This window comes from Pseudomonas sp. LBUM1645, from assembly GCF_059716185.1.
The window spans coordinates 2,589,763-2,607,278 of sequence record NZ_CP166811.1; the positions used below are offsets into that span (position 1 = coordinate 2,589,763).

15 protein-coding genes are annotated in these 17,516 nt (G+C 58.9%); 12 read left to right on the forward strand and 3 right to left on the reverse strand.

All coding sequences use genetic code 11. From position 1 onward, the window contains the following. Positions 1 to 6: 6 nt before the first annotated feature. Positions 7 to 945, reverse strand: a complete 939-nt coding sequence (locus ACA079_RS11525) for a class I SAM-dependent methyltransferase (protein ID WP_497703565.1) — start codon at positions 943 to 945, stop codon at positions 7 to 9. A gap of 266 nt (positions 946 to 1,211) precedes the next feature. On the opposite strand from ACA079_RS11525, the gene ACA079_RS11530 reads away from it, so the two are divergent. From ACA079_RS11530 to ACA079_RS11560, 7 genes are all read left to right on the forward strand, one after another. Continuing rightward, complete coding sequence (locus tag ACA079_RS11530; RefSeq protein WP_497703566.1) at positions 1,212 to 1,832, forward strand: cytochrome b/b6 domain-containing protein; 621 nt, start codon at positions 1,212 to 1,214, stop codon at positions 1,830 to 1,832. Next, positions 1,829 to 2,614, forward strand: a complete 786-nt coding sequence (locus tag ACA079_RS11535) for a molybdopterin-dependent oxidoreductase (RefSeq protein WP_497703567.1) — start codon at positions 1,829 to 1,831, stop codon at positions 2,612 to 2,614. The genes ACA079_RS11530 and ACA079_RS11535 overlap by 4 nt, the downstream gene beginning before the upstream one ends. A gap of 53 nt (positions 2,615 to 2,667) precedes the next feature. Beyond that, positions 2,668 to 2,934, forward strand: coding sequence for a pentapeptide MXKDX repeat protein (locus tag ACA079_RS11540; protein ID WP_497703568.1), 267 nt, complete (start codon positions 2,668 to 2,670; stop codon positions 2,932 to 2,934). A 373-nt stretch (positions 2,935 to 3,307) separates the two neighbouring features. Continuing rightward, a complete protein-coding gene (gene fae, locus ACA079_RS11545) occupies positions 3,308 to 3,820 on the forward strand; it encodes a formaldehyde-activating enzyme (RefSeq protein ID WP_497703569.1) in 513 nt (170 codons plus the stop codon). 10 nt (positions 3,821 to 3,830) lie between these two features. Further along, the gene (locus ACA079_RS11550) at positions 3,831 to 4,865 is read left to right on the forward strand and encodes an aldo/keto reductase (RefSeq protein ID WP_497703570.1); all 1,035 of its coding nucleotides are present in this window, start codon (positions 3,831 to 3,833) and stop codon (positions 4,863 to 4,865) included. Next, on the forward strand, positions 4,862 to 6,295 hold the full coding sequence (locus ACA079_RS11555; RefSeq protein ID WP_497703571.1) for an NAD-dependent succinate-semialdehyde dehydrogenase: 1,434 nt from the start codon (positions 4,862 to 4,864) through the stop codon (positions 6,293 to 6,295). Before ACA079_RS11550 ends, ACA079_RS11555 begins: the two co-directional genes overlap by 4 nt. Positions 6,296 to 6,458: 163 nt before the next feature. Next, positions 6,459 to 7,823: an MFS transporter gene (locus ACA079_RS11560; protein WP_497703572.1), complete on the forward strand. Its 1,365-nt coding sequence runs from the start codon at positions 6,459 to 6,461 to the stop codon at positions 7,821 to 7,823. Positions 7,824 to 7,948: 125 nt separating this feature from the next. On the opposite strand, the gene ACA079_RS11565 is transcribed toward ACA079_RS11560, so the two are convergent. Both ACA079_RS11565 and ACA079_RS11570 read right to left on the reverse strand, forming a co-directional pair. After that, positions 7,949 to 8,824: a LysR substrate-binding domain-containing protein gene (locus tag ACA079_RS11565; protein WP_497703573.1), complete on the reverse strand. Its 876-nt coding sequence runs from the start codon at positions 8,822 to 8,824 to the stop codon at positions 7,949 to 7,951. Between the two features lie 250 nt (positions 8,825 to 9,074). Continuing rightward, positions 9,075 to 10,253: a hypothetical protein gene (locus ACA079_RS11570; RefSeq protein ID WP_497703574.1), complete on the reverse strand. Its 1,179-nt coding sequence runs from the start codon at positions 10,251 to 10,253 to the stop codon at positions 9,075 to 9,077. Between the two features lie 184 nt (positions 10,254 to 10,437). Here ACA079_RS11570 and ACA079_RS11575 point away from each other — a divergent pair, with 184 nt between their 5' ends. From ACA079_RS11575 to ACA079_RS11595, 5 genes are all read left to right on the forward strand, one after another. Beyond that, on the forward strand, positions 10,438 to 11,370 hold the full coding sequence (locus ACA079_RS11575; RefSeq protein ID WP_497703575.1) for a LysR substrate-binding domain-containing protein: 933 nt from the start codon (positions 10,438 to 10,440) through the stop codon (positions 11,368 to 11,370). A gap of 235 nt (positions 11,371 to 11,605) precedes the next feature. Beyond that, the gene (gene aldA / locus ACA079_RS11580) at positions 11,606 to 13,030 is read left to right on the forward strand and encodes an aldehyde dehydrogenase (protein ID WP_497704310.1); all 1,425 of its coding nucleotides are present in this window, start codon (positions 11,606 to 11,608) and stop codon (positions 13,028 to 13,030) included. Between the two features lie 84 nt (positions 13,031 to 13,114). Then, positions 13,115 to 14,434 carry an MFS transporter gene (locus ACA079_RS11585; protein WP_497703576.1) on the forward strand — a complete coding sequence of 440 codons (1,320 nt, stop codon included), beginning with the start codon at positions 13,115 to 13,117 and terminating at the stop codon, positions 14,432 to 14,434. A gap of 1 nt (position 14,435) precedes the next feature. Continuing rightward, complete coding sequence (locus tag ACA079_RS11590) at positions 14,436 to 15,653, forward strand: mandelate racemase/muconate lactonizing enzyme family protein (RefSeq protein ID WP_497703577.1); 1,218 nt, start codon at positions 14,436 to 14,438, stop codon at positions 15,651 to 15,653. A 156-nt stretch (positions 15,654 to 15,809) separates the two neighbouring features. Next, positions 15,810 to 17,417, forward strand: a complete 1,608-nt coding sequence (locus tag ACA079_RS11595; RefSeq protein ID WP_497703578.1) for a GMC family oxidoreductase — start codon at positions 15,810 to 15,812, stop codon at positions 17,415 to 17,417. Positions 17,418 to 17,516 lie beyond the last annotated feature (99 nt).

Genomic DNA, 17,516 nt, shown 5'->3' on the forward strand with positions numbered 1-17,516 from the left:
TTTCAGCTAACCCAGCCTGAACACCAACGCCTTCAACCCGCATTCAATATCGGCGTCTGGAAATTCCGGCGGGTTGTCCAACCGTTGCTCGAAACGCAGGCTCGGTGCTTCGCGGGTGACGCCGTCGATGAGGAAGTCCGCACCGAACGCCGGATCGTTCATGCACGCCAGAACCGTGCCCTGAGGACTGAGCAATTCCGGCAGTCGGCGCAGCACGCGCTGGTAGTCCTTGGTCAGCAGAAAACTGCCTTTCTGAAAGGACGGTGGGTCGATGATCACCAGGTCGTAAGGGCCTTTGCCGATCACCTTGCCCCAGGACTTGAACAGGTCATGACCGAGGAACGTCACCTTGCTCAGGTCGTGGCCGTTGAGCCGGTGATTGTCGCGGCCACGGCTCAGGGCCGGGCTCGACATGTCCAGATTGACCACGTGCGTTGCGCCCCCTTCGATGGCGGCTACCGAGAATCCGCAGGTGTAGGCGAACAGATTCAGCACGCGCTTGCCCTGGGCATTGGCCCGCACCCAGTCGCGGCCATAACGCATGTCGAGGAACAGGCCAGTGTTCTGTTTGCGGCCCAGGTCCACCCGGTAATACAGGCCGCCCTCGGTGATCGTCATCTCGTCGATCGCGTCCCCCAACAGCCACTCGGTGGTGCTTTGCAGCAGGTAGCGATGTTGCAGCAGGAGCGTGTGCGCGCCGGATTGCGTCCACGCAGGCGATTGCGTGACGTCCATCAGCTTCTGTTTCAACGCTTCCAGCTGCGACGCTTCGGGCTCCTTGAACAGCGACACCAGCACCACGCCCTGCAACCAGTCGACGGTCAATTGCTCCAGCCCCGGCCAGCACCGGCCACGGCCGTGGAACAGCCGGCGGGTTTCAGCGGGAGCCGCTGCAAGGGCCGTCAGTAAATGGTCGTGGAGGGTGGAGAGAGCGTCAGCGTTCATCGGGCAGGGCCAGCAATTTGTTGGGGCGGCATTTTAACCACAATTGAGCCAAGGGCGGACCACGCAAAAAACTGTGGGAGCGAGCTTGCTCGCGATGGCGGAGTGTCAGTCAAACTCAATGTTGAATGTCAGTCCCCTATCGCGAGCAAGCTCGCTCCCACAGGTTATTGGGGGTAGTTGTCACGTTTAATTTAACTTTACGTGAGGATTTGGCGATCTGTCGGCCCACATAATCGGCTCCAACGATCAACCACCGGGAGCCGAACATGTCGCAGTTAGCTGCTTCACCCACAGTCAGCACTCATCCCCGCTGGCTACGGCTGACCCATTGGCTGAACGCCTTGGCGGTGTTGGTCATGGTCACCAGCGGTTGGCGAATCTATAACGCTTCACCGCTTTACGACTTCAGTTTTCCCAAGGCAATCACGTTGGGTGGCTGGCTCGGTGGCGCATTGCAATGGCATTTCGCGGCGATGTGGTTTCTGGCCGTCAACGGCCTTGTCTACCTGATCATCAACCTCGTCAGTGGTCGTCTGAAACGGCGCTTTTTCCCGGTTTCACCCAAAGGGGTTTTGCATGACCTGTCGGCGGCATTGCGGGGGCGATTGGGGCATGCCGATCTGAGTCATTACAACCAGGTGCAACGGGTGGCGTACCTGTTCGTGATGGTCGACATCACGATGCTGGTGATTTCCGGTCTGGTGTTGTGGAAGTCCGTCCAGTTTCCTCTGTTGCGTGAACTGCTGGGCGGTTACGAAGGCGCGCGGCACGTGCACTTCATCGCGATGTCGCTGTTGGTGGCCTTTGTCGCGGTTCATCTGGTGATGGTCGCGCTGGTTCCCAAAACGTTGTGGGCCATGATTGTCGGTCGCAAGGAGGTCGTATGAAAAAGCGCATTCAAGGCTCAGGGCTGGACGAATCGTCCATCCTGACAGACGCCAGAAAGATCCTCGCACCACAGATCGAGGACCGCTCACGACGCTCGTTCCTGATGCGCAGCCTGACCCTCGGCGGCGTGGCCATGTTGTCCGGCTGCAACATCACCGATAACAAAAGCGTCGAGACCGCGCTGTCCTCGATGTCCCGGTTCAACGATCGGGTGCAGGGCTGGCTGTTCAATCCCAACGCCCTGGCACCGACTTATCCCGAGTCAATGATCACCCGGCCGTTTCCTTTCAATGCCTTCTACGGCATCGACGAGGCGCCGACGGTGGAGGAAGAGAGTTATCGACTGGAAGTGACCGGCATGGTCGCCGACAAGCGCAGCTGGCGGCTCGAAGAACTGCGCGCCATGGCGCAGACCGAACAGATCACCCGGCACATTTGCGTGGAAGGCTGGAGCGCGATCGGCCGCTGGGGCGGTGTACGGTTCAGCGACTTCCTGAAACGGGTCGGTGCCGACACGGATGCCAAATATGTCGGCTTCAAATGCGCGGACGACTACTACACCAGCATCGACATGGCCACCGCACTGCACTCGCAAACCTTGTTGACGCTGACCTATGACGGCGCAGTGTTGCCTCGCGAATACGGCTTCCCGATGAAGCTGCGCATGCCCACCAAGCTGGGCTACAAGAATCCCAAACACATTCAGGCGATTTTCGTCACCAACACCTATCCGGGTGGCTACTGGGAAGACCAGGGCTACAACTGGTTCGGTGGTAGCTGACGGGGGCCTGGCCACTTCACTGCAACAACCCCACCCCTATAAGGAACTGCACCATGAAGAAGTTAGCCTCCGCCGCACTCTCCCTGTTCTTGGCCATGGGCGTCGCCAGCGTGTACGCCGCCGACACCATGAGCAACGAGAGCATGAGCAAGGACTCGATGTCCAAAGACGCCATGAAGAAAGATACGATGAAAAAGGATTCCATGGCCAAGGACACCATGAAGAAAGACAGCATGTCCAAGGACGCCATGAGCAAAGATGCGATGAAGAAAGATGCGATGTCCAAGGACAACATGAGCAAAGACGCTATGTCGCAGTAATCCAATACAACCGCAATCCCTGTGGGAGCGAGCTTGCTCGCGATAGCGGAGTGTCAGTCAGCAGATGCATAACCTGACCCACCGCTATCGTCGGAACGCCGCCCGGAGCAAGCTCGCTCCCACAGGTTTTTCTACAGGTTGTATAGGGTATGACTTGAAGTCATGCCCTCATGACTTTTAATGGTTACAGCCCCGCAAACCCCCGGTGTTAAAAAATCGCAAACACAGCTCATCAACAACAAAAAAGAGCGTTTGCACCCATGACTCATCCTCACTGCCACACCCGCGCTCTTCGAACCCCGACATTTGTCACGCGACCTCCATGGTTCGCGTGCACTTCTGATCAACCCAAATCCCTGAAGAGTAATAACTCATGAAAGAACTCGACCTGTGCATCGGTGAAGGCTTCGAAGGCCCGGGCGTGAATGCCGCTCACATCAACATTCTGATCGGTCCGCGCAACGGCCCGGCAGGGCAGGCGTTTGCCAATAGCCTGGCGTCGCCAAGTCAAGGGCATTGTCCGTTCATGGTGATCGCCCAGCCGAACATTCCGGTCAAGCCGATGACCCTTTACGTCAACAAAGCCGCGATCAGCAGTGACCTGCACGGTAACGCCACGTGGGGCGCGTCGCAGGCCGGGATCGCCAAGGCTGTGCTTGAAGCGCTGCTGGACGGCACCTTGCCGCCGGAAGCCGAAGACGAGTGGGCCATCGTGACCGCGAACTGGGTCAACCCGGCCTGCGACGATCTGGATGCGGTCTACCTGAACAACTACAACGCCTGCCGCACGGCGATTCGTGCGGCGCTGACCGGCAAACCGGAAACGGCGCAACTGGCGGATGTGGTCAATCACATCAGCAACCCTTTCTACACGCCAAAAGCCTGAGGTCCGCGCCATGCAATACATTCGTTTGGGCAACTCCGGCCTGCAAGTCTCCCGCCTGTGCCTGGGTACCATGAACATGGGCACCCCCGATTGGAAACCGTGGATCTTCGATGAGAAGAAAAGCGAGCCGATCGTCGCGCACGCATTGGACAGCGGCGTGAATTTCATCGACCTCGCGGATTTCTATTCCGCCGGTGTCGGCGAGGAAGTGGTGGGGCGCATCGTCAAGCGCCTGGCCCGGCGCGAAGACCTGGTGATCACCACCAAAGTCGGTTACGGCACTCGCACCGGGATCAACGCCAGCGGTCATTCGCGTAAGCACATCATGGACAGCATCGATGCGTCGCTGAAGCGTCTGAACATGGATTACGTCGACGTGTTCATGCTGCATTACTTCGACGTGAACACGCCGGTCGAAGAAACCATGAGCGCCATGAACGACATCGTGCGTTCCGGCAAGGCGCGTTACATCGGTGTCTCGACCATGCTCACCGGGCAACTGGCGAAAATCCTCATGGCCTGCGAGCGCAATGACTGGGTCAAACCGATCAACATGCAGCTGCAACTGAACTGCGCCTACCGCGAAGAAGAGCGCGAGATGATCCCGTTTTGCCGCGATCAAGGCCTTGGGGTGTCGGTGTTCAGTCCGCTGGCCCGTGGTTTGTTGACCGGCGATGTGCAATCGACCCGCAACCAGACCGACTTCTTCACTCAGCAGATGTACAGCGACGAGGCTTCGTTCGAGATCGCACATTCGGTACAGCGTGTCGCCCGCGCTCGCGGTGTTTCCAACGCGCAGATCGCTCAGGCCTGGGTCGCCAATCATCCTGGCGTGGATTGCATGCTGGTGGGCGCCGACACCACAGAACAGTTCGACAGTGCCTTGGCAGCGCTGGAGACCAAACTCGACGCAGATGAGCTGTACGAGCTGGAACGCAATTACACCCCGTGCGACGTGATCAACGATTACACCGCCGGTAAACGTATCTTGCGTTCGGCCCGTCCGGGTCTGGAGCGCTTCAATCTGACTGAGGCTGTGGCATGAGCGCGCTGATCCGTAACGGCAATTTCATCGACGGCCAATGGTCCAGCGGTGGTTCGACCTACTCGGTTTTCAACCCGGCCAATGGCGAGTTGATTACTGACGTACGAAAGGCTGGCGCTGAAGAAACCAACCTCGCCATCGACGCCGCCAACCGCGCTTTGCCAGCCTGGCGCAAGTTGACCGCCAAGGAACGCAGCCAGAAGCTCAAGCGCTGGAGCGAGCTGATGTTGAGCAACCAGAAAGATCTTGCGACCTTGCTCAGCCGCGAACAAGGCAAGCCACTGGCCGAAGCCATGGGTGAAGTGGTCTATGCCGCGAGCTTTCTGGAGTGGTTCGCTGAAGAAGCCAAACGCGCTTACGGCGACGTGATTCCAAGCCACAAGGCTGATGCGCGGATCATCGTGGTCAAGGAAGCCATCGGTGTGGTCGCTGCGATCACCCCGTGGAATTTCCCGCTGGCGATGGTCACTCGCAAGGTCGGCCCGGCACTGGCGGCCGGTTGCACAATGATTCTCAAACCGTCGGAAGAGACGCCGCTGTCGGCGTTCGCCCTGGCAGTGTTGGCCGAACAGGCGGGCATTCCGGCCGGTGTGTTCAACATCGTTTCCGGCGATGCAGTTGCCATTGGCGGCGCGCTGCAAGCCTCCAGCATCGTGCGCAAATTGTCGTTCACCGGCTCCACCCGCACTGGCAAATTGCTGATGCGTCAGGCCGCCGACACCCTGAAAAAAGTCTCGCTGGAATTGGGCGGCAACGCGCCGTTCATTGTGTTCGACGATGCTGATCTGGATGCCGCCGTCAAAGGCGCGATGGCCTCTAAATTCCGCAACACCGGGCAGACCTGCGTCTGTGTGAACCGCTTCTTCATTCAGGACGGCGTCTACGAAGCCTTCACCGGCAAACTCGCTGAAGCCGTTGCGGCGATGCGGGTGGGTAGCGCGCTGGAGGGTGAAACCGAGCAAGGTCCGCTGATCAACGCGGCTGCGCTGGCCAAGGTCGAACTGCATGTGGGCGATGCGCTGGAGAAGGGCGCGAAGTTGCTGTGCGGCGGTCGCCGTCACGCACTGGGCGGCACCTTTTATGAGCCGACCATCCTCACCGAAGCCAACAGCGACATGCTGATCGCTCAGGACGAAACCTTCGGCCCGGTGGCTGCGTGCTTCCGCTTCAAGGACGAGGCCGAGGTGCTGCAACGGGCCAACGACACACCGTACGGTTTGTCGGCCTACTTCTATAGCCGCGACATCGGCCGCGTTTGGCGCATGGCCGAAGGCCTGGAAGCCGGCATGGTCGGGATCAACGAAGGGATCATTTCCACGGAAGTGGCGCCATTCGGTGGCATCAAGGAATCGGGCCTGGGGCGCGAAGGTTCGAAGTACGGTCTGGATGACTACCTGGAAATCAAATACCTGTTAATGGGCAGCCTCTAAGCCCCCGCCATAAACCACTGTGGGAGCGAGCTTGCTCGCGATGAGGCCATCACATTCAACATGGATGTTGACTGATACACCGCTATCGCGAGCAAGCTCGCTCCCACAAGTTCAAGAGCTATCGGTTTCATTTCTCCGTCAATAACAACAATTGGAGACTTACATGTCCGTACAACCGGTAAAAATCGACGACCTGCCCATCGGGCGCTTCCATCTCAAGATCGCCGGCCTGACCTTCGGTGCGCACTTCACTGACGGCTACATCCTCGGTCTGATCGGTATCGCGTTTACGCTGCTGAGTCCACAGATGCAGCTGGATGCGTTCTGGCAGGGATTGATTGGGGCTTCGGCGCTGATCGGTTTGTTTCTCGGCAGTCTGTTTTTTGGCTGGATTTCCGACAAAGTCGGCCGGCAGAAAATCTTCCTGGTCAGCTTCGTGTTGATCACCATTGCTTCTGTGATGCAGTTCTACGCCGAAACGGCGATGGGCCTGTTTCTCTGTCGGGTGCTGATCGGTATCGGGCTGGGGGGTGACTTCAGCGTCGGTCACGCCATGCTGGCCGAGTTTGCGCCGAAGAAACACCGCGGCGTGTTGCTCGGTTCGTTCAGCGTGATCTGGACCTTCGGCTACGTGGCAGCGACCTTCGTCGGCACCGCCATGCTCAGCCTCGGGGACGATGCCTGGCGCTGGATGCTGGCCTCGTCGGCGATTCCGGCGGCATTTATTCTGATCGCCCGTATCGGCACGCCCGAGTCGCCGCGGTGGCTGGTGAATCAGGGTCGGATTGCCGAGGCGCGAGCGATCGTCAAGAAGCATCTGGGCGACAACGTCGAGCTCGACGAAACACAATCCACCGAAACCCGCTCCGGTTACGCGGTGCTGTTCAGTCGTGAATACCGCAAGCGCACCGCGTTCAATTGCCTGTTCTTCGTCTGCATCGTCATGCCGTACTTCGCCATCTACACCTTCCTGCCGTCGATTCTGCAGAAGATGGGTCTGGCCGAAGGTTTTGGTACCGAGTTAATGCTGAACATGCTGTTGATTCTGGGCGCGCTGATCGGGATCTGGTGCACGATCAAATTCTCTCGCCGGGGCTTTTTGATCAACTCGTTCATCATTCTCGCGGTGGCGTTGTTCCTTTTGGCGGTGTTGCCGAGTAGCGCAGCGTTCTTGATGGTGCTGGTGTTTGGGCTGTTTACGCTGGTGTTGTCGGCGGTGAGCAATCTGGTGGGGGTGTTCCCGGCCGAGAGCTTTCCGACTGAAGTGCGGGCCAGCGGGATCGGTCTTGCCACAGCGGTGAGTCGTTTGGGGTCGGCGGTCAGTACCTTCCTGTTGCCGGTGAGCGTGGCGGGGATTGGATTGAGCCCGACCATGGGCATTCTGGCGGCGATTTTGGCACTGGGCGCGTTGTTGTCTTGGGCCTGGGCGCCGGAGACTAAATTGCTGACGCTGAGTCAGGCGTGCAAGGCGCAGAGTCCGGTGGAGGGGAGTGCAACGGTGGCAGTGAAAGTGGTTGCCCCGGTTTAACAGACTGTCAAAGTTCCAATGTGGGAGCGAGCTTGCTCGCGAAGGCGGAGTGTCATTCAGCATAAATGTTGAATGTCATGCCCTCATCGCGAGCAAGCTCGCTCCCACATGGAATGTCGGTGGCTTTAGGGATTACTGACCAACCCTAGCCAATCCGTAAACAACCGCACCTTCGACAACCCTTTTTTGTCATTCGCAACATCCAGCCAATAGCCATACGGACCGATCACTTCCACCGGAGTGATCGGTAAAAGGCTGCCATTCGCCAGTTCCTTCTCGATCATCTGCCGGTCAATCACCGCCAATCCACCCCCCGCCAGTGCGGTATGGATCACCTGATCCAGCGTGCTGAATTCCAGTCCTTGCCCCGCATCAACATCGTCCCGGCCCATCGCGGCTAACCAGTTCTCCCAGACCTTCAAGCGTTTGCCGTCGTGCAGGATGTGCAGCAACGGAAACTGCCGCAGGTCCGGCGGCTGGCCGTCGTTGAACAGCTCTGGACTGGCCACGGCGATGTGACGCTCCATCACCAGCAACTGACTGCTGCAATGACTGGCGGCTTCGAGGCCGAAGCGGATGTGGCAGTCGACTTCGGCGAGGCTGTCGTGGTTGGCCTGGTTAGTCACGCTCAGGCTGATGTCCGGGTAGCGTTGGCAGAACACTCGCAGGTGCGCCGACAACCAACGAGTCGCCCAGGTCGGTGGTGCGAGGATTCGCAGACGCTGACGCAGATTGGGCACGCGCACCGCTTGCAGGGCGCGCTCGATGTGGTCGAAGGCCTCCGCCAGATGCGGGGAGAGGGCGGAGCCGGTTTCGGTCAGTGTCAGACCTTGGGGAGTGCGTACGAACAGAGCTACACCGAGGTAGTCTTCAAGCTGTTTGATCTGCCGGCTGACGGCGCCCTGGGTGACGTTTAATCCCAAAGCCGCCTGACTGAAGCTGCGATGCCGCGCAACCTCTTCGAAGACGCGCAGCATATTGAGCGAGGGCAGTTGACGCATGGAAGGATGGCTCCGCACCGGCCTCGGGTGCTGCATCGGGTCGGTTTGTTATTTTTGTCGGGATGGTGATTGTTCTGTAGGGCCTATCTGACTATTGGTAATGGGCTTATGCAAGTGTTGTTTGGGCTGGCGCCATCGTCGGAACGCCGCCCGGAGCAAGCTCGCTCCCACAGTGATTTACGGCGCACACAAAACCTGTGGGAGCGAGCTTGCTCGCGATGGCGTCCTCAAGGACGCCAAAAATGCCGGATCAGAAGTAATACCCGATGTTCATATACAACTGGTTTTCCCACTGGTCACTACCACCCGCTCCCAAACTCTGGGTGTAGCTGCTACCTCCGATGTACGGATCGTTCTTGCCGTAGATCCATTCCGTCGTGATCCACAGTTTGCTCAACGAGAACGAGGTGCCGAGGATCATCCGTTGCGAGGTCTTGAAGTCGTCGGCGGATTTATCAAAGGCGCTGTAGTTGACGTACAGCTTCACGCCGCTGACCTGATTGAACAGGTGCTTGCCGGCCACGTCATAACTCACATCCGCCACATACAGATTGCCGCGACTGGCGACGTTGTACGTGCCGTCGTAACCGCCAAGCGTCACCAGTTCATCAGTGCCGGCGTTGCGTGGCGACATCTGTTGCCGCGCTGCCTGCAACTGCACGCCCCACGGACCGTTCTTGCCCAAATAGTGAACGGCCACGGCGTTACGCCGGCCATCGTCATTGGTGTCTCTATTCTGAAGCGACGACGTCAGGCCGGAGAGGCCGATTTCAGACTTCCATGGTCCCAGGTCCAGGGCCTTGGCCACGCGCAACACCACGGTGTTGCGTTCCTGGTTTTTGCTGCCGTCGGCGACGTAACTGTCGGCTTCGGACACCACGCTGGAGTAGGTGACCCCGTTGCTGGTGCCTTTGCCTTGCCACGCCGGGCGCAGGTAGTAACCGGCCTGAAGGTTCCAGTCGCCCGATTGCTGGATGTACTTGGCACCAACCTGTTGCACATCCTCCAGGCCGATGACGTTGCCCAGGGTTTCGTAGAACGTGCTGCCGAAGTACGGCTGCAAACCGAACGGCACCGTGTTCAGGCCCACTTGCACTTGCTGGTCGGGGTTGAACTTGTAGCCGGCCCACGCGAACTTGGCGAACTGGATGTCACCGTAGTTCTTGGTGTACTGGTAAGGGTAAGACCGCCCGTAGAAACGGTACTGAGCCTCACCGATCCAGCTGTCGGAGTTGTACTTGGCGCTGAGGAACACCGTGTCGAGGCCGAACTTCTGGATATCGCGATCCGGATCGTAGTCCCAGCGCGCGCGAACAGCGCCGCCGAGGTCGAGGTTGTCGGTCACTTGCACGGCCATGGCAGGCGCCGCAAAGGTGCAGAGTAGAGCGATGTGCAGAGGACTGAGGCGCAAAGAAACAGGGAAGGGCATGGGGCAGCTCTCGATTTTTTTTATTAGAGATGCCGGCAAGTCTTGCTATGAGCGGAGTGATGAACAAACGATAAAAAATGCGAGTAAACCTTCTCCAGATGCATGTTACTGAGAAAATCCTGTAGGACAATGCACAGCGAGCGTGGGATGCTTTGCGTCTTGTCACTCATCCCGAGAGCCCTCCATGAAACGAAAAATGCCCGGCCTCAACGCGCTGAAAGCCTTTGAAGTCGCTGGTAGTACGGGCAGCTTCACCCGTGCCGCCGAGTTGCTGAACGTGACGCAAAGCGCCGTCAGCCGGCAGGTGCGCCAGCTGGAAGAACAGCTTGAAGAGACGCTGCTGGAGCGCCGTCACCACCACCTCGAGTTGACCAGCGCCGGTCGGATTCTGTTGCGGGCATTGCATCAGTCCTTCGACAAAATCGAACTGACGGTGCGCAGCATTCAGCAGAAAACCCATTCCAATCGCCTGCACATCAACGCGCCGCCAACCTTCACCAACCGCTGGTTGATGCCGCGTCTGGGGCGGCTGCGCGAGAAGCATCCGGAACTGGAACTGAGCATCACCACGCGCTTGCAGGACAGCCTGGCGGAAACCAGTACGCTGGATTGCGCGATCCGTTTTGGCGACGGTGAATGGGACGGCCTGGACAGTTCGCTGCTGATCCAGGAACGGCACATCGCGGTGTGTGCGCCGTCCTTGTATGCGCGGGAGTGGAACGAGCGGGGCATCGACCTCAATCGCTTGACGCTGTTGCATGTACTGGCCCGAGAGGACCAGCGTTACCTGACCTGGAAACACTGGCTGGACGCCGCGCGAATCACCGGTGTCGACACCCAGGGCGGTTATGAATTCGACCTTCTGGACCTGGCAATCCGCGCGGCGATCGACGGCCTGGGCATCACCATTGCCGACTGGCACATGGTCGCTTCGGAACTGGCCAACGGGCAACTGACCCAAGTGCTGAACGTGCATGTGGAAGGGCATCAATCCTACTGGCTGGTGACCCGGCCCGAGCAGACGCTGATGCCGCAATTGCAGGTGTTCAGTCAGTGGTTGCAGGAAGAGATCTGGTTGGCGCAACGGCAGCTCGAACCCTCGACCGCCGCCACCTGAACACCCCTAAACCCCTGTAGGAGCCGAGCTTGCTCGCGATGGCGGTATGTCATTCAACATAGGTGTTGGCTGATCCGCCGCCATCGCGAGCAAGCTCGGCTCCTACAGGGAATTTCATCGATAGCGCAGTAACCTGCATTTTTCGAATGTTGCATCGCTCAATAAATCGTTTGTTCAACACCGGTCCAATGACAAGACTGCATTCACTGGATAAAAACAACGATGGGCGATGCACATGCGAACCGAGCGAAATTTTGTCAACGGTCACTTCATTGAACCTGCCAGCGAAGCGCTGATCGCAGTCTACAACCCGGCGACCGAAGCGTTGGTGGGCCATGTTTCAGCGGCGACCGCCGATGAAGCCACCGCAGCCGTCGAAGCCGCCGCGGCCGCCCAGAAAACCTGGGGCAAACTCACCAGCATCGAACGCGCCGAACACCTGCGTTCCTTCGCCGACGCCCTCGATGCCTGCGCCGAAAACATCGGCGCAGCCCTGGCCGCTGAATCCGGCAAGGCCGTTGCCGATGCCAGCAACGAAGCCCGTTACGCCGCGCAGATCACCCGATACCACGCCGAGTGGGCGCGTCGTATTGAAGGCGAGATCATTCCCAGCGACACCCCGAACGAAAACCTCTTTCTGCACCGCGAGCCGATTGGCGTCGTTGCCTGCCTTATTCCGTTCAACTACCCGGTCTATACGTTGCTGCGCAAAATCGCCCCGGCGTTGATTGCCGGCAACACGGTGGTGGTGCGTCCAAGCAATAACACCCCGACCTCGGCGTTCGAGATCGCCAAGGCTGTGCAGCAATCCGGTTTGCCCGCCGGCGTGGTCAATATCCTGACCATGGATCACGCCACGGCCGCCACCGTTTGCACCCATAAGGCTGTTGGTTTGATCACCCTGACCGGCAGCGTCAACGCCGGGCGCATCGTGCTTGATTACTGCAAGGCCAACATCGCCAAGCCATCGCTGGAACTGGGCGGCAAAACCCCGGCGATCATCGAAGCCGACGCCGATCTTGAAGCCGCCGCTACCGCGATCGTTGCCTCCAAGACCACCCACTGCGGCCAGTTGTGCACGGCGGTCGAGCGGGTCTACGTGCAGGAAAGCGTCTATGAACAGTTCCTCGCGCTGCTGAAAGCCAAAATCAAAGCCGTGAAGTTCGGTGACCGTGCCACCGACGCCAACCTGATGGGCCCGTTGGTCAACGCCAGTTCGCAACAGAGCATCCACGCCATGGTCGAGCGCGCCATTGCCGACGGTGCTGTACTGGAAACCGGCGGTGTACTGCCGCAAGGCAAGGGTCATTTCTACCCGCCGACGCTGCTTAGCGGCTGCCGTCAGGACATGGAAATCATCCAGGAAGAAATCTTCGGCCCGGTGCTGCCGGTGCTCAAGTACCGCGACATCGACGAAGCGCTGGCCATGGCCAACGATCACCAGTTCGGTCTGTCCTCGGTGCTGTACACCGAGAACTACCGCACCACGATGAAAGTCGCCAACGCCATCGAGGCCGGCGAGTTGTACGTCAATCGCACCCCGGCGGACCCGTACCAGGGCTTCCACGCCGGCTGGAAACGCTCGGGCCTGGGCGGCGATGACGGCAAGCACGGCATGCTCGAATTCACCCAGACCCGTCTGGTCGTCATGAAGTATTGATCCACCCGCAACACGCCTCACGCACCACCTATAAAAACAATTATCAGGGGCACCCGGACCACCGGGCTGCCCGAGGTCTCCTAGATGTCCAAGCATGCATCCACTGCTGCCGCTGTTCAGGGTTCGAACGCGGGTACAAAAAGCCACAGTGACAAGGGAAGTCGCTATTTCCAACTGATGCTATTGGTGCTGGCGGCCGGTGCGATCTATCCGATCTTGTACCTGCGCCAGGTCTACCAGACCACCATGCTCGAAGTGTTCCAGATCAACCACAGCGAACTGGGTTATCTGTACTCGATGCTTGGGACGATTTTCCTCCTCAGTTACTTGCCGAGCGGTTGGCTGGCTGACCGTATTGCCCCACGCTTTCTGATCTTCTTCTCGCTGGTCGCCACCGGAGCGTTGGGCCTGTGGTACTCCACCGCGCCGTCGATGACCGGGTTGATGATCATCTTCGGTTGCTGGGGCCTGACCACCGGCCTGACGTTCTGGGCCTCGGTGCTCAAACGCGTGAAGATGATTGCTCATCACACTGAACAAGGTCGGTTCTTCGGCATTCTCGATGGCGGTCGCGGACTGGTCGAAGCCTTGCTGGCGACTGTCGCTTTGGGGCTGTTTGCCTTCGCCACCGAAACCCGTGGCGAGTCGGCGGCTGAAGGTTTCAAGCACGTGGTTTACCTCTATGCCTTCACCTGTATCGCCATCGGCTGTGTGCTGGTGTTGATCAAGGATCCGAAGTCCATGGAAGACACGGCGCCGGTGGAGAAGGGCAAGTTCAACCTGCTCAGCGATCTGACGACCTTGGTGAAAATCCCTGAATTGTGGTTGGTGACGGCCATCGTGTTCTGCGGTTATCACATCTTCTGGGCCACCTACAGCTTCTCCGATTACCTGCAAGGCGGCGGCATGACCGCAGTCATGGCCGGCACCATCACCACCATTAAACTGTGGATGCGCCCGATCGGCGGTATTGGCGGTGGCTGGCTGGGTGACAAGTTCTCGAACATTTCGGTGCTGATCGTGGCGCTGTTCCTCGCGACATTGGCGATGGTCGGCCTCATCGTGTTCCCTGCACTCAACAGCATGGGCCTGCTGATCGGCACGGTGATTTTCATCGGTTTGATGACCTACGCCATTCGCGGCTTGTACTGGGCGATCCTCGACACCTGCAACATTCCGCTGCGCATCACCGGCCTGGCCATCGGCATTGTCTCGGTGGTCGGTTACTTGCCAGACGCGTTCATTCCCTTGATCAACGGCTACCTCACCGAACATTTCCCCGGTGCCTTTGGTTACAAGCTGTATTTCGGCTACATCGCCTTCGTCGGCCTGCTCGGGACCCTCGCGGCCCTGACCTTGCGCGCACGTATCAATCGTAAATCTTTGAAAAAGACAGGTGCCTGAGATGAAAATCGTCGCCCTTGAAACCCATATCGTCGCCGTACCGCCACCGCACATCGGCGGCATGTATTGGCTGTTCGTCAAGATCAAGACCGATTGCGGCATAGAAGGCGTGGGCGAAATCTACGCCGCGACCTTCGGCCCGAAAGCCATGCTGCCGATCATCGAAGACGTGTTCGAACGCTACCTGCTCAACCACGACCCGCACCACATCGAACGCTTCTTCCGTCAGGCCTATTCGAGCGGTTTCACCCAGCGGCCGGACCTGACCATGATGGGCGTGGTCAGCGGCCTGGAGATGGCCTGCTGGGACATCATCGGCAAAGCGGCGAACAAACCGGTGTATGAGCTGTTGGGCGGCAAGGTCAATGAACGCCTGCGTTCCTACACCTACCTGTACCCGGTCAACAGCAAGGGCGAGTACGACTACGACGACCCGGACCTGGCCGCGGAATGCGCGGTCGAGAACATGAACAAAGGTTTCACCGCTGTGAAATTCGACCCGGCCGGGCCGTACACCGCGTACTCCGGGCATCAGATTTCGCTGGAAGTGCTGGAACGCTGCGAAACCTTCTGCCGCAAGATCCGCGAAGCGGTAGGCGACAAGTGCGACCTGCTGTTCGGCACCCACGGGCAAATGGTGCCGTCCTCGGCGATTCGTTTGGCCAAGCGCCTGGAGAAATACGATCCGTTGTGGTTCGAAGAACCGGTGCCGCCGGGCCAGGAAGAGGCCATGGCGCAAGTCGCGGCCAAAACCAGCATCCCGATTGCAACCGGCGAACGGCTGACCACCAAGTACGAATTCTTCAAGCTGTTGCAGGCGGGTGGCGCGTCGATTTTGCAGATGAACGTGGCCCGCTGCGGCGGTCTGCTGGAAGCAAAAAAGATTGCGAGCATGGCCGAAGCTTATTACGCGCAGATCGCGCCGCACCTCTACAACGGGCCGATTGGCGCGGCGGCGAGTTTCCAGTTGGCCACCTGTACGCCGAACTTCCTGATCCAGGAAAGCATCATGACCTGGGGCGGGTTCCATGCCGAAGTCCTGACCAAACCGCTGCAATGGGAGGACGGTTACATCATCCCGTCCACCGAACCGGGCCTGGGCGTGGAGCTGAACATGGACGTGGTGCGCAAGCATTCGCCGTACACCGGCGAGCGCCTGCACCTGCAAATGGCGCCGACCCCGGCTGACGTCAAAGACACATCGCCAGCTCGAGGCTGACGGGAGAGGGCGCAACCCCCTGTAGGAGCTGCCGCAGGCTGCGATTTTTTGATCTGGCTTTTAAAAATCAAAAGATCGCAGCCTCGTTGCACTCGACAGCTCCTACAGAGGGAGGCGGGCGGGTTTTTTGTACAACGACTTACGCGGTAACCGTGCATGACTTACGACTACATCATCGCTGGCGCAGGCGCCGCAGGCTGCATCCTTGCCAATCGGCTCTCGGCGTCCGGGAAACACTCGGTGTTGCTGCTGGAAGCGGGCGGCAAGGACAGTTCCCTGTGGTTCAGGATCCCGGTCGGCTTCGCCAAAATGTATTACAACCCGACCTTCAACTGGATGTACTACAGCCAGCCGCAAAAACAGCTGAACAACCGCGAAATCTATGCCCCGCGGGGCAAGGTACAGGGTGGTTCGGGCTCGATCAACGCGATGATCTACGTCCGTGGCCAGGCCCATGACTTCGACGACTGGGCGGCTAACGGCAATGAAGGCTGGGGCTTCAAGGACGTGCTGCCGTACTTCCGGAAACTGGAAAACCATCCGCTGGGCGACAGCGAGTACCACGGCGGCAGCGGCCCGATCAGCATCACGCCGATGAAGGGCCAGACTCATCCGATTTGCGATGTGTTCCTCAAGGGCTGCGATGAACTGGGTTATCCCCATAGCGACGACTTCAACGGCCCGAAATTTGAAGGTTCGGGCATCTACGACGTCAATACCCGCAACGGTCAGCGTTGCTCCAGCAGTTTTGCGCACCTGCATCCGGCATTGAGCCGGCCAAACCTGACGGTCGAGCATTACGCGCTGGTGGATCGGGTGTTGTTTGATAACGGCCGGGCGACCGGGATTTCCATCACCCAGCACGGCGTGGTGCGGACATTTACCGCCAACAAGGAAGTCATTCTTTGCGCCGGTGCCGTGGACACGCCGAAGATCCTGCAATTGTCCGGTGTTGCGGATCAGGCGCTGCTGGCCAAGCACAACATCCCCTTGGTCAAACACCTGCCGGCGGTGGGGCAGAACCTGCAAGACCACCTGTGCGCCAGTTACTACTACAAGGCCAACATCCCGACGCTCAACGATCAACTGAGCTCGCTGTTCGGTCAGTTCAAACTGGGTTTGAAGTACCTGTTCACCCGCAAGGGCGCACTGGCGATGAGCGTCAATCAGGCCGGCGGATTCTTCCGGGGCAACGAGCTGCAAGCCAATCCTAACCTGCAGTTGTACTTCAATCCGCTGTCGTACCAGATCCCGAAAAACAACAAGGCCAGCCTCAAGCCGGAACCCTATTCAGGCTTCTTGTTGTGCTTCAATCCCTGCCGCCCGACGAGTCGCGGGCACATCGAGATCGCCTCGAAAAATCCGCGGGACGCGGCGCTGATCGACCCGAATTACCTGAGTACGCAAAAGGATATCGACGAGGTGATCCAGGGCAGTCGCTTGATGCGCAAAATCATGCAGGCGCCGGCACTCAAAGGCATTACTGTCGAAGAAGTGCTGCCGGGGCCGGCCATCGAAAGTGACGAACAGATGCTGCAGTACTTTCGCGAAAACAGCGGTTCGATTTATCACCTGTGCGGTTCCTGCGCGATGGGCGCGGACGAACAGATATCGGTGGTCGACAAGCGCCTTAAAGTCCATGGTCTAGACGGTTTGCGCATTGTTGATGCATCGATTTTCCCTAACGTGACCTCCGGCAATACTCACGCCGCGGTGCTGATGGTGGCGGAGAAGGGCGCCGATCTGATTTTGCAGGACGCCTGATTTCGTCGTCTGGTTGCATCAAAAATGAATTTTCCGAGAAGTCCGCTGCTCATACCTGATAGGCAGCGGATTTAAGCGCGCGAACTCATTTAGGCAATC

What these genes read in the sequence shown, in the direction of transcription:
- ACA079_RS11530 (WP_497703566.1), top strand. Translation starts at nt 1,212, where the DNA reads ATGTCGCAGTTAGCTGCTTCACCCACAGTCAGCACTCATCCCCGCTGG.
- ACA079_RS11595 (WP_497703578.1), top strand. Translation starts at nt 15,810, where the DNA reads ATGACTTACGACTACATCATCGCTGGCGCAGGCGCCGCAGGCTGCATC.
- ACA079_RS11565 (WP_497703573.1), bottom strand. Translation starts at nt 8,824, where the DNA reads ATGCGTCAACTGCCCTCGCTCAATATGCTGCGCGTCTTCGAAGAGGTT.
- ACA079_RS11550 (WP_497703570.1), top strand. Translation starts at nt 3,831, where the DNA reads ATGCAATACATTCGTTTGGGCAACTCCGGCCTGCAAGTCTCCCGCCTG.
- ACA079_RS11575 (WP_497703575.1), top strand. Translation starts at nt 10,438, where the DNA reads ATGAAACGAAAAATGCCCGGCCTCAACGCGCTGAAAGCCTTTGAAGTC.
- ACA079_RS11585 (WP_497703576.1), top strand. Translation starts at nt 13,115, where the DNA reads ATGTCCAAGCATGCATCCACTGCTGCCGCTGTTCAGGGTTCGAACGCG.
- ACA079_RS11555 (WP_497703571.1), top strand. Translation starts at nt 4,862, where the DNA reads ATGAGCGCGCTGATCCGTAACGGCAATTTCATCGACGGCCAATGGTCC.
- ACA079_RS11525 (WP_497703565.1), bottom strand. Translation starts at nt 945, where the DNA reads ATGAACGCTGACGCTCTCTCCACCCTCCACGACCATTTACTGACGGCC.
- ACA079_RS11535 (WP_497703567.1), top strand. Translation starts at nt 1,829, where the DNA reads ATGAAAAAGCGCATTCAAGGCTCAGGGCTGGACGAATCGTCCATCCTG.
- aldA (WP_497704310.1), top strand. Translation starts at nt 11,606, where the DNA reads ATGCGAACCGAGCGAAATTTTGTCAACGGTCACTTCATTGAACCTGCC.
- ACA079_RS11560 (WP_497703572.1), top strand. Translation starts at nt 6,459, where the DNA reads ATGTCCGTACAACCGGTAAAAATCGACGACCTGCCCATCGGGCGCTTC.
- ACA079_RS11590 (WP_497703577.1), top strand. Translation starts at nt 14,436, where the DNA reads ATGAAAATCGTCGCCCTTGAAACCCATATCGTCGCCGTACCGCCACCG.
- fae (WP_497703569.1), top strand. Translation starts at nt 3,308, where the DNA reads ATGAAAGAACTCGACCTGTGCATCGGTGAAGGCTTCGAAGGCCCGGGC.
- ACA079_RS11540 (WP_497703568.1), top strand. Translation starts at nt 2,668, where the DNA reads ATGAAGAAGTTAGCCTCCGCCGCACTCTCCCTGTTCTTGGCCATGGGC.
- ACA079_RS11570 (WP_497703574.1), bottom strand. Translation starts at nt 10,253, where the DNA reads ATGCCCTTCCCTGTTTCTTTGCGCCTCAGTCCTCTGCACATCGCTCTA.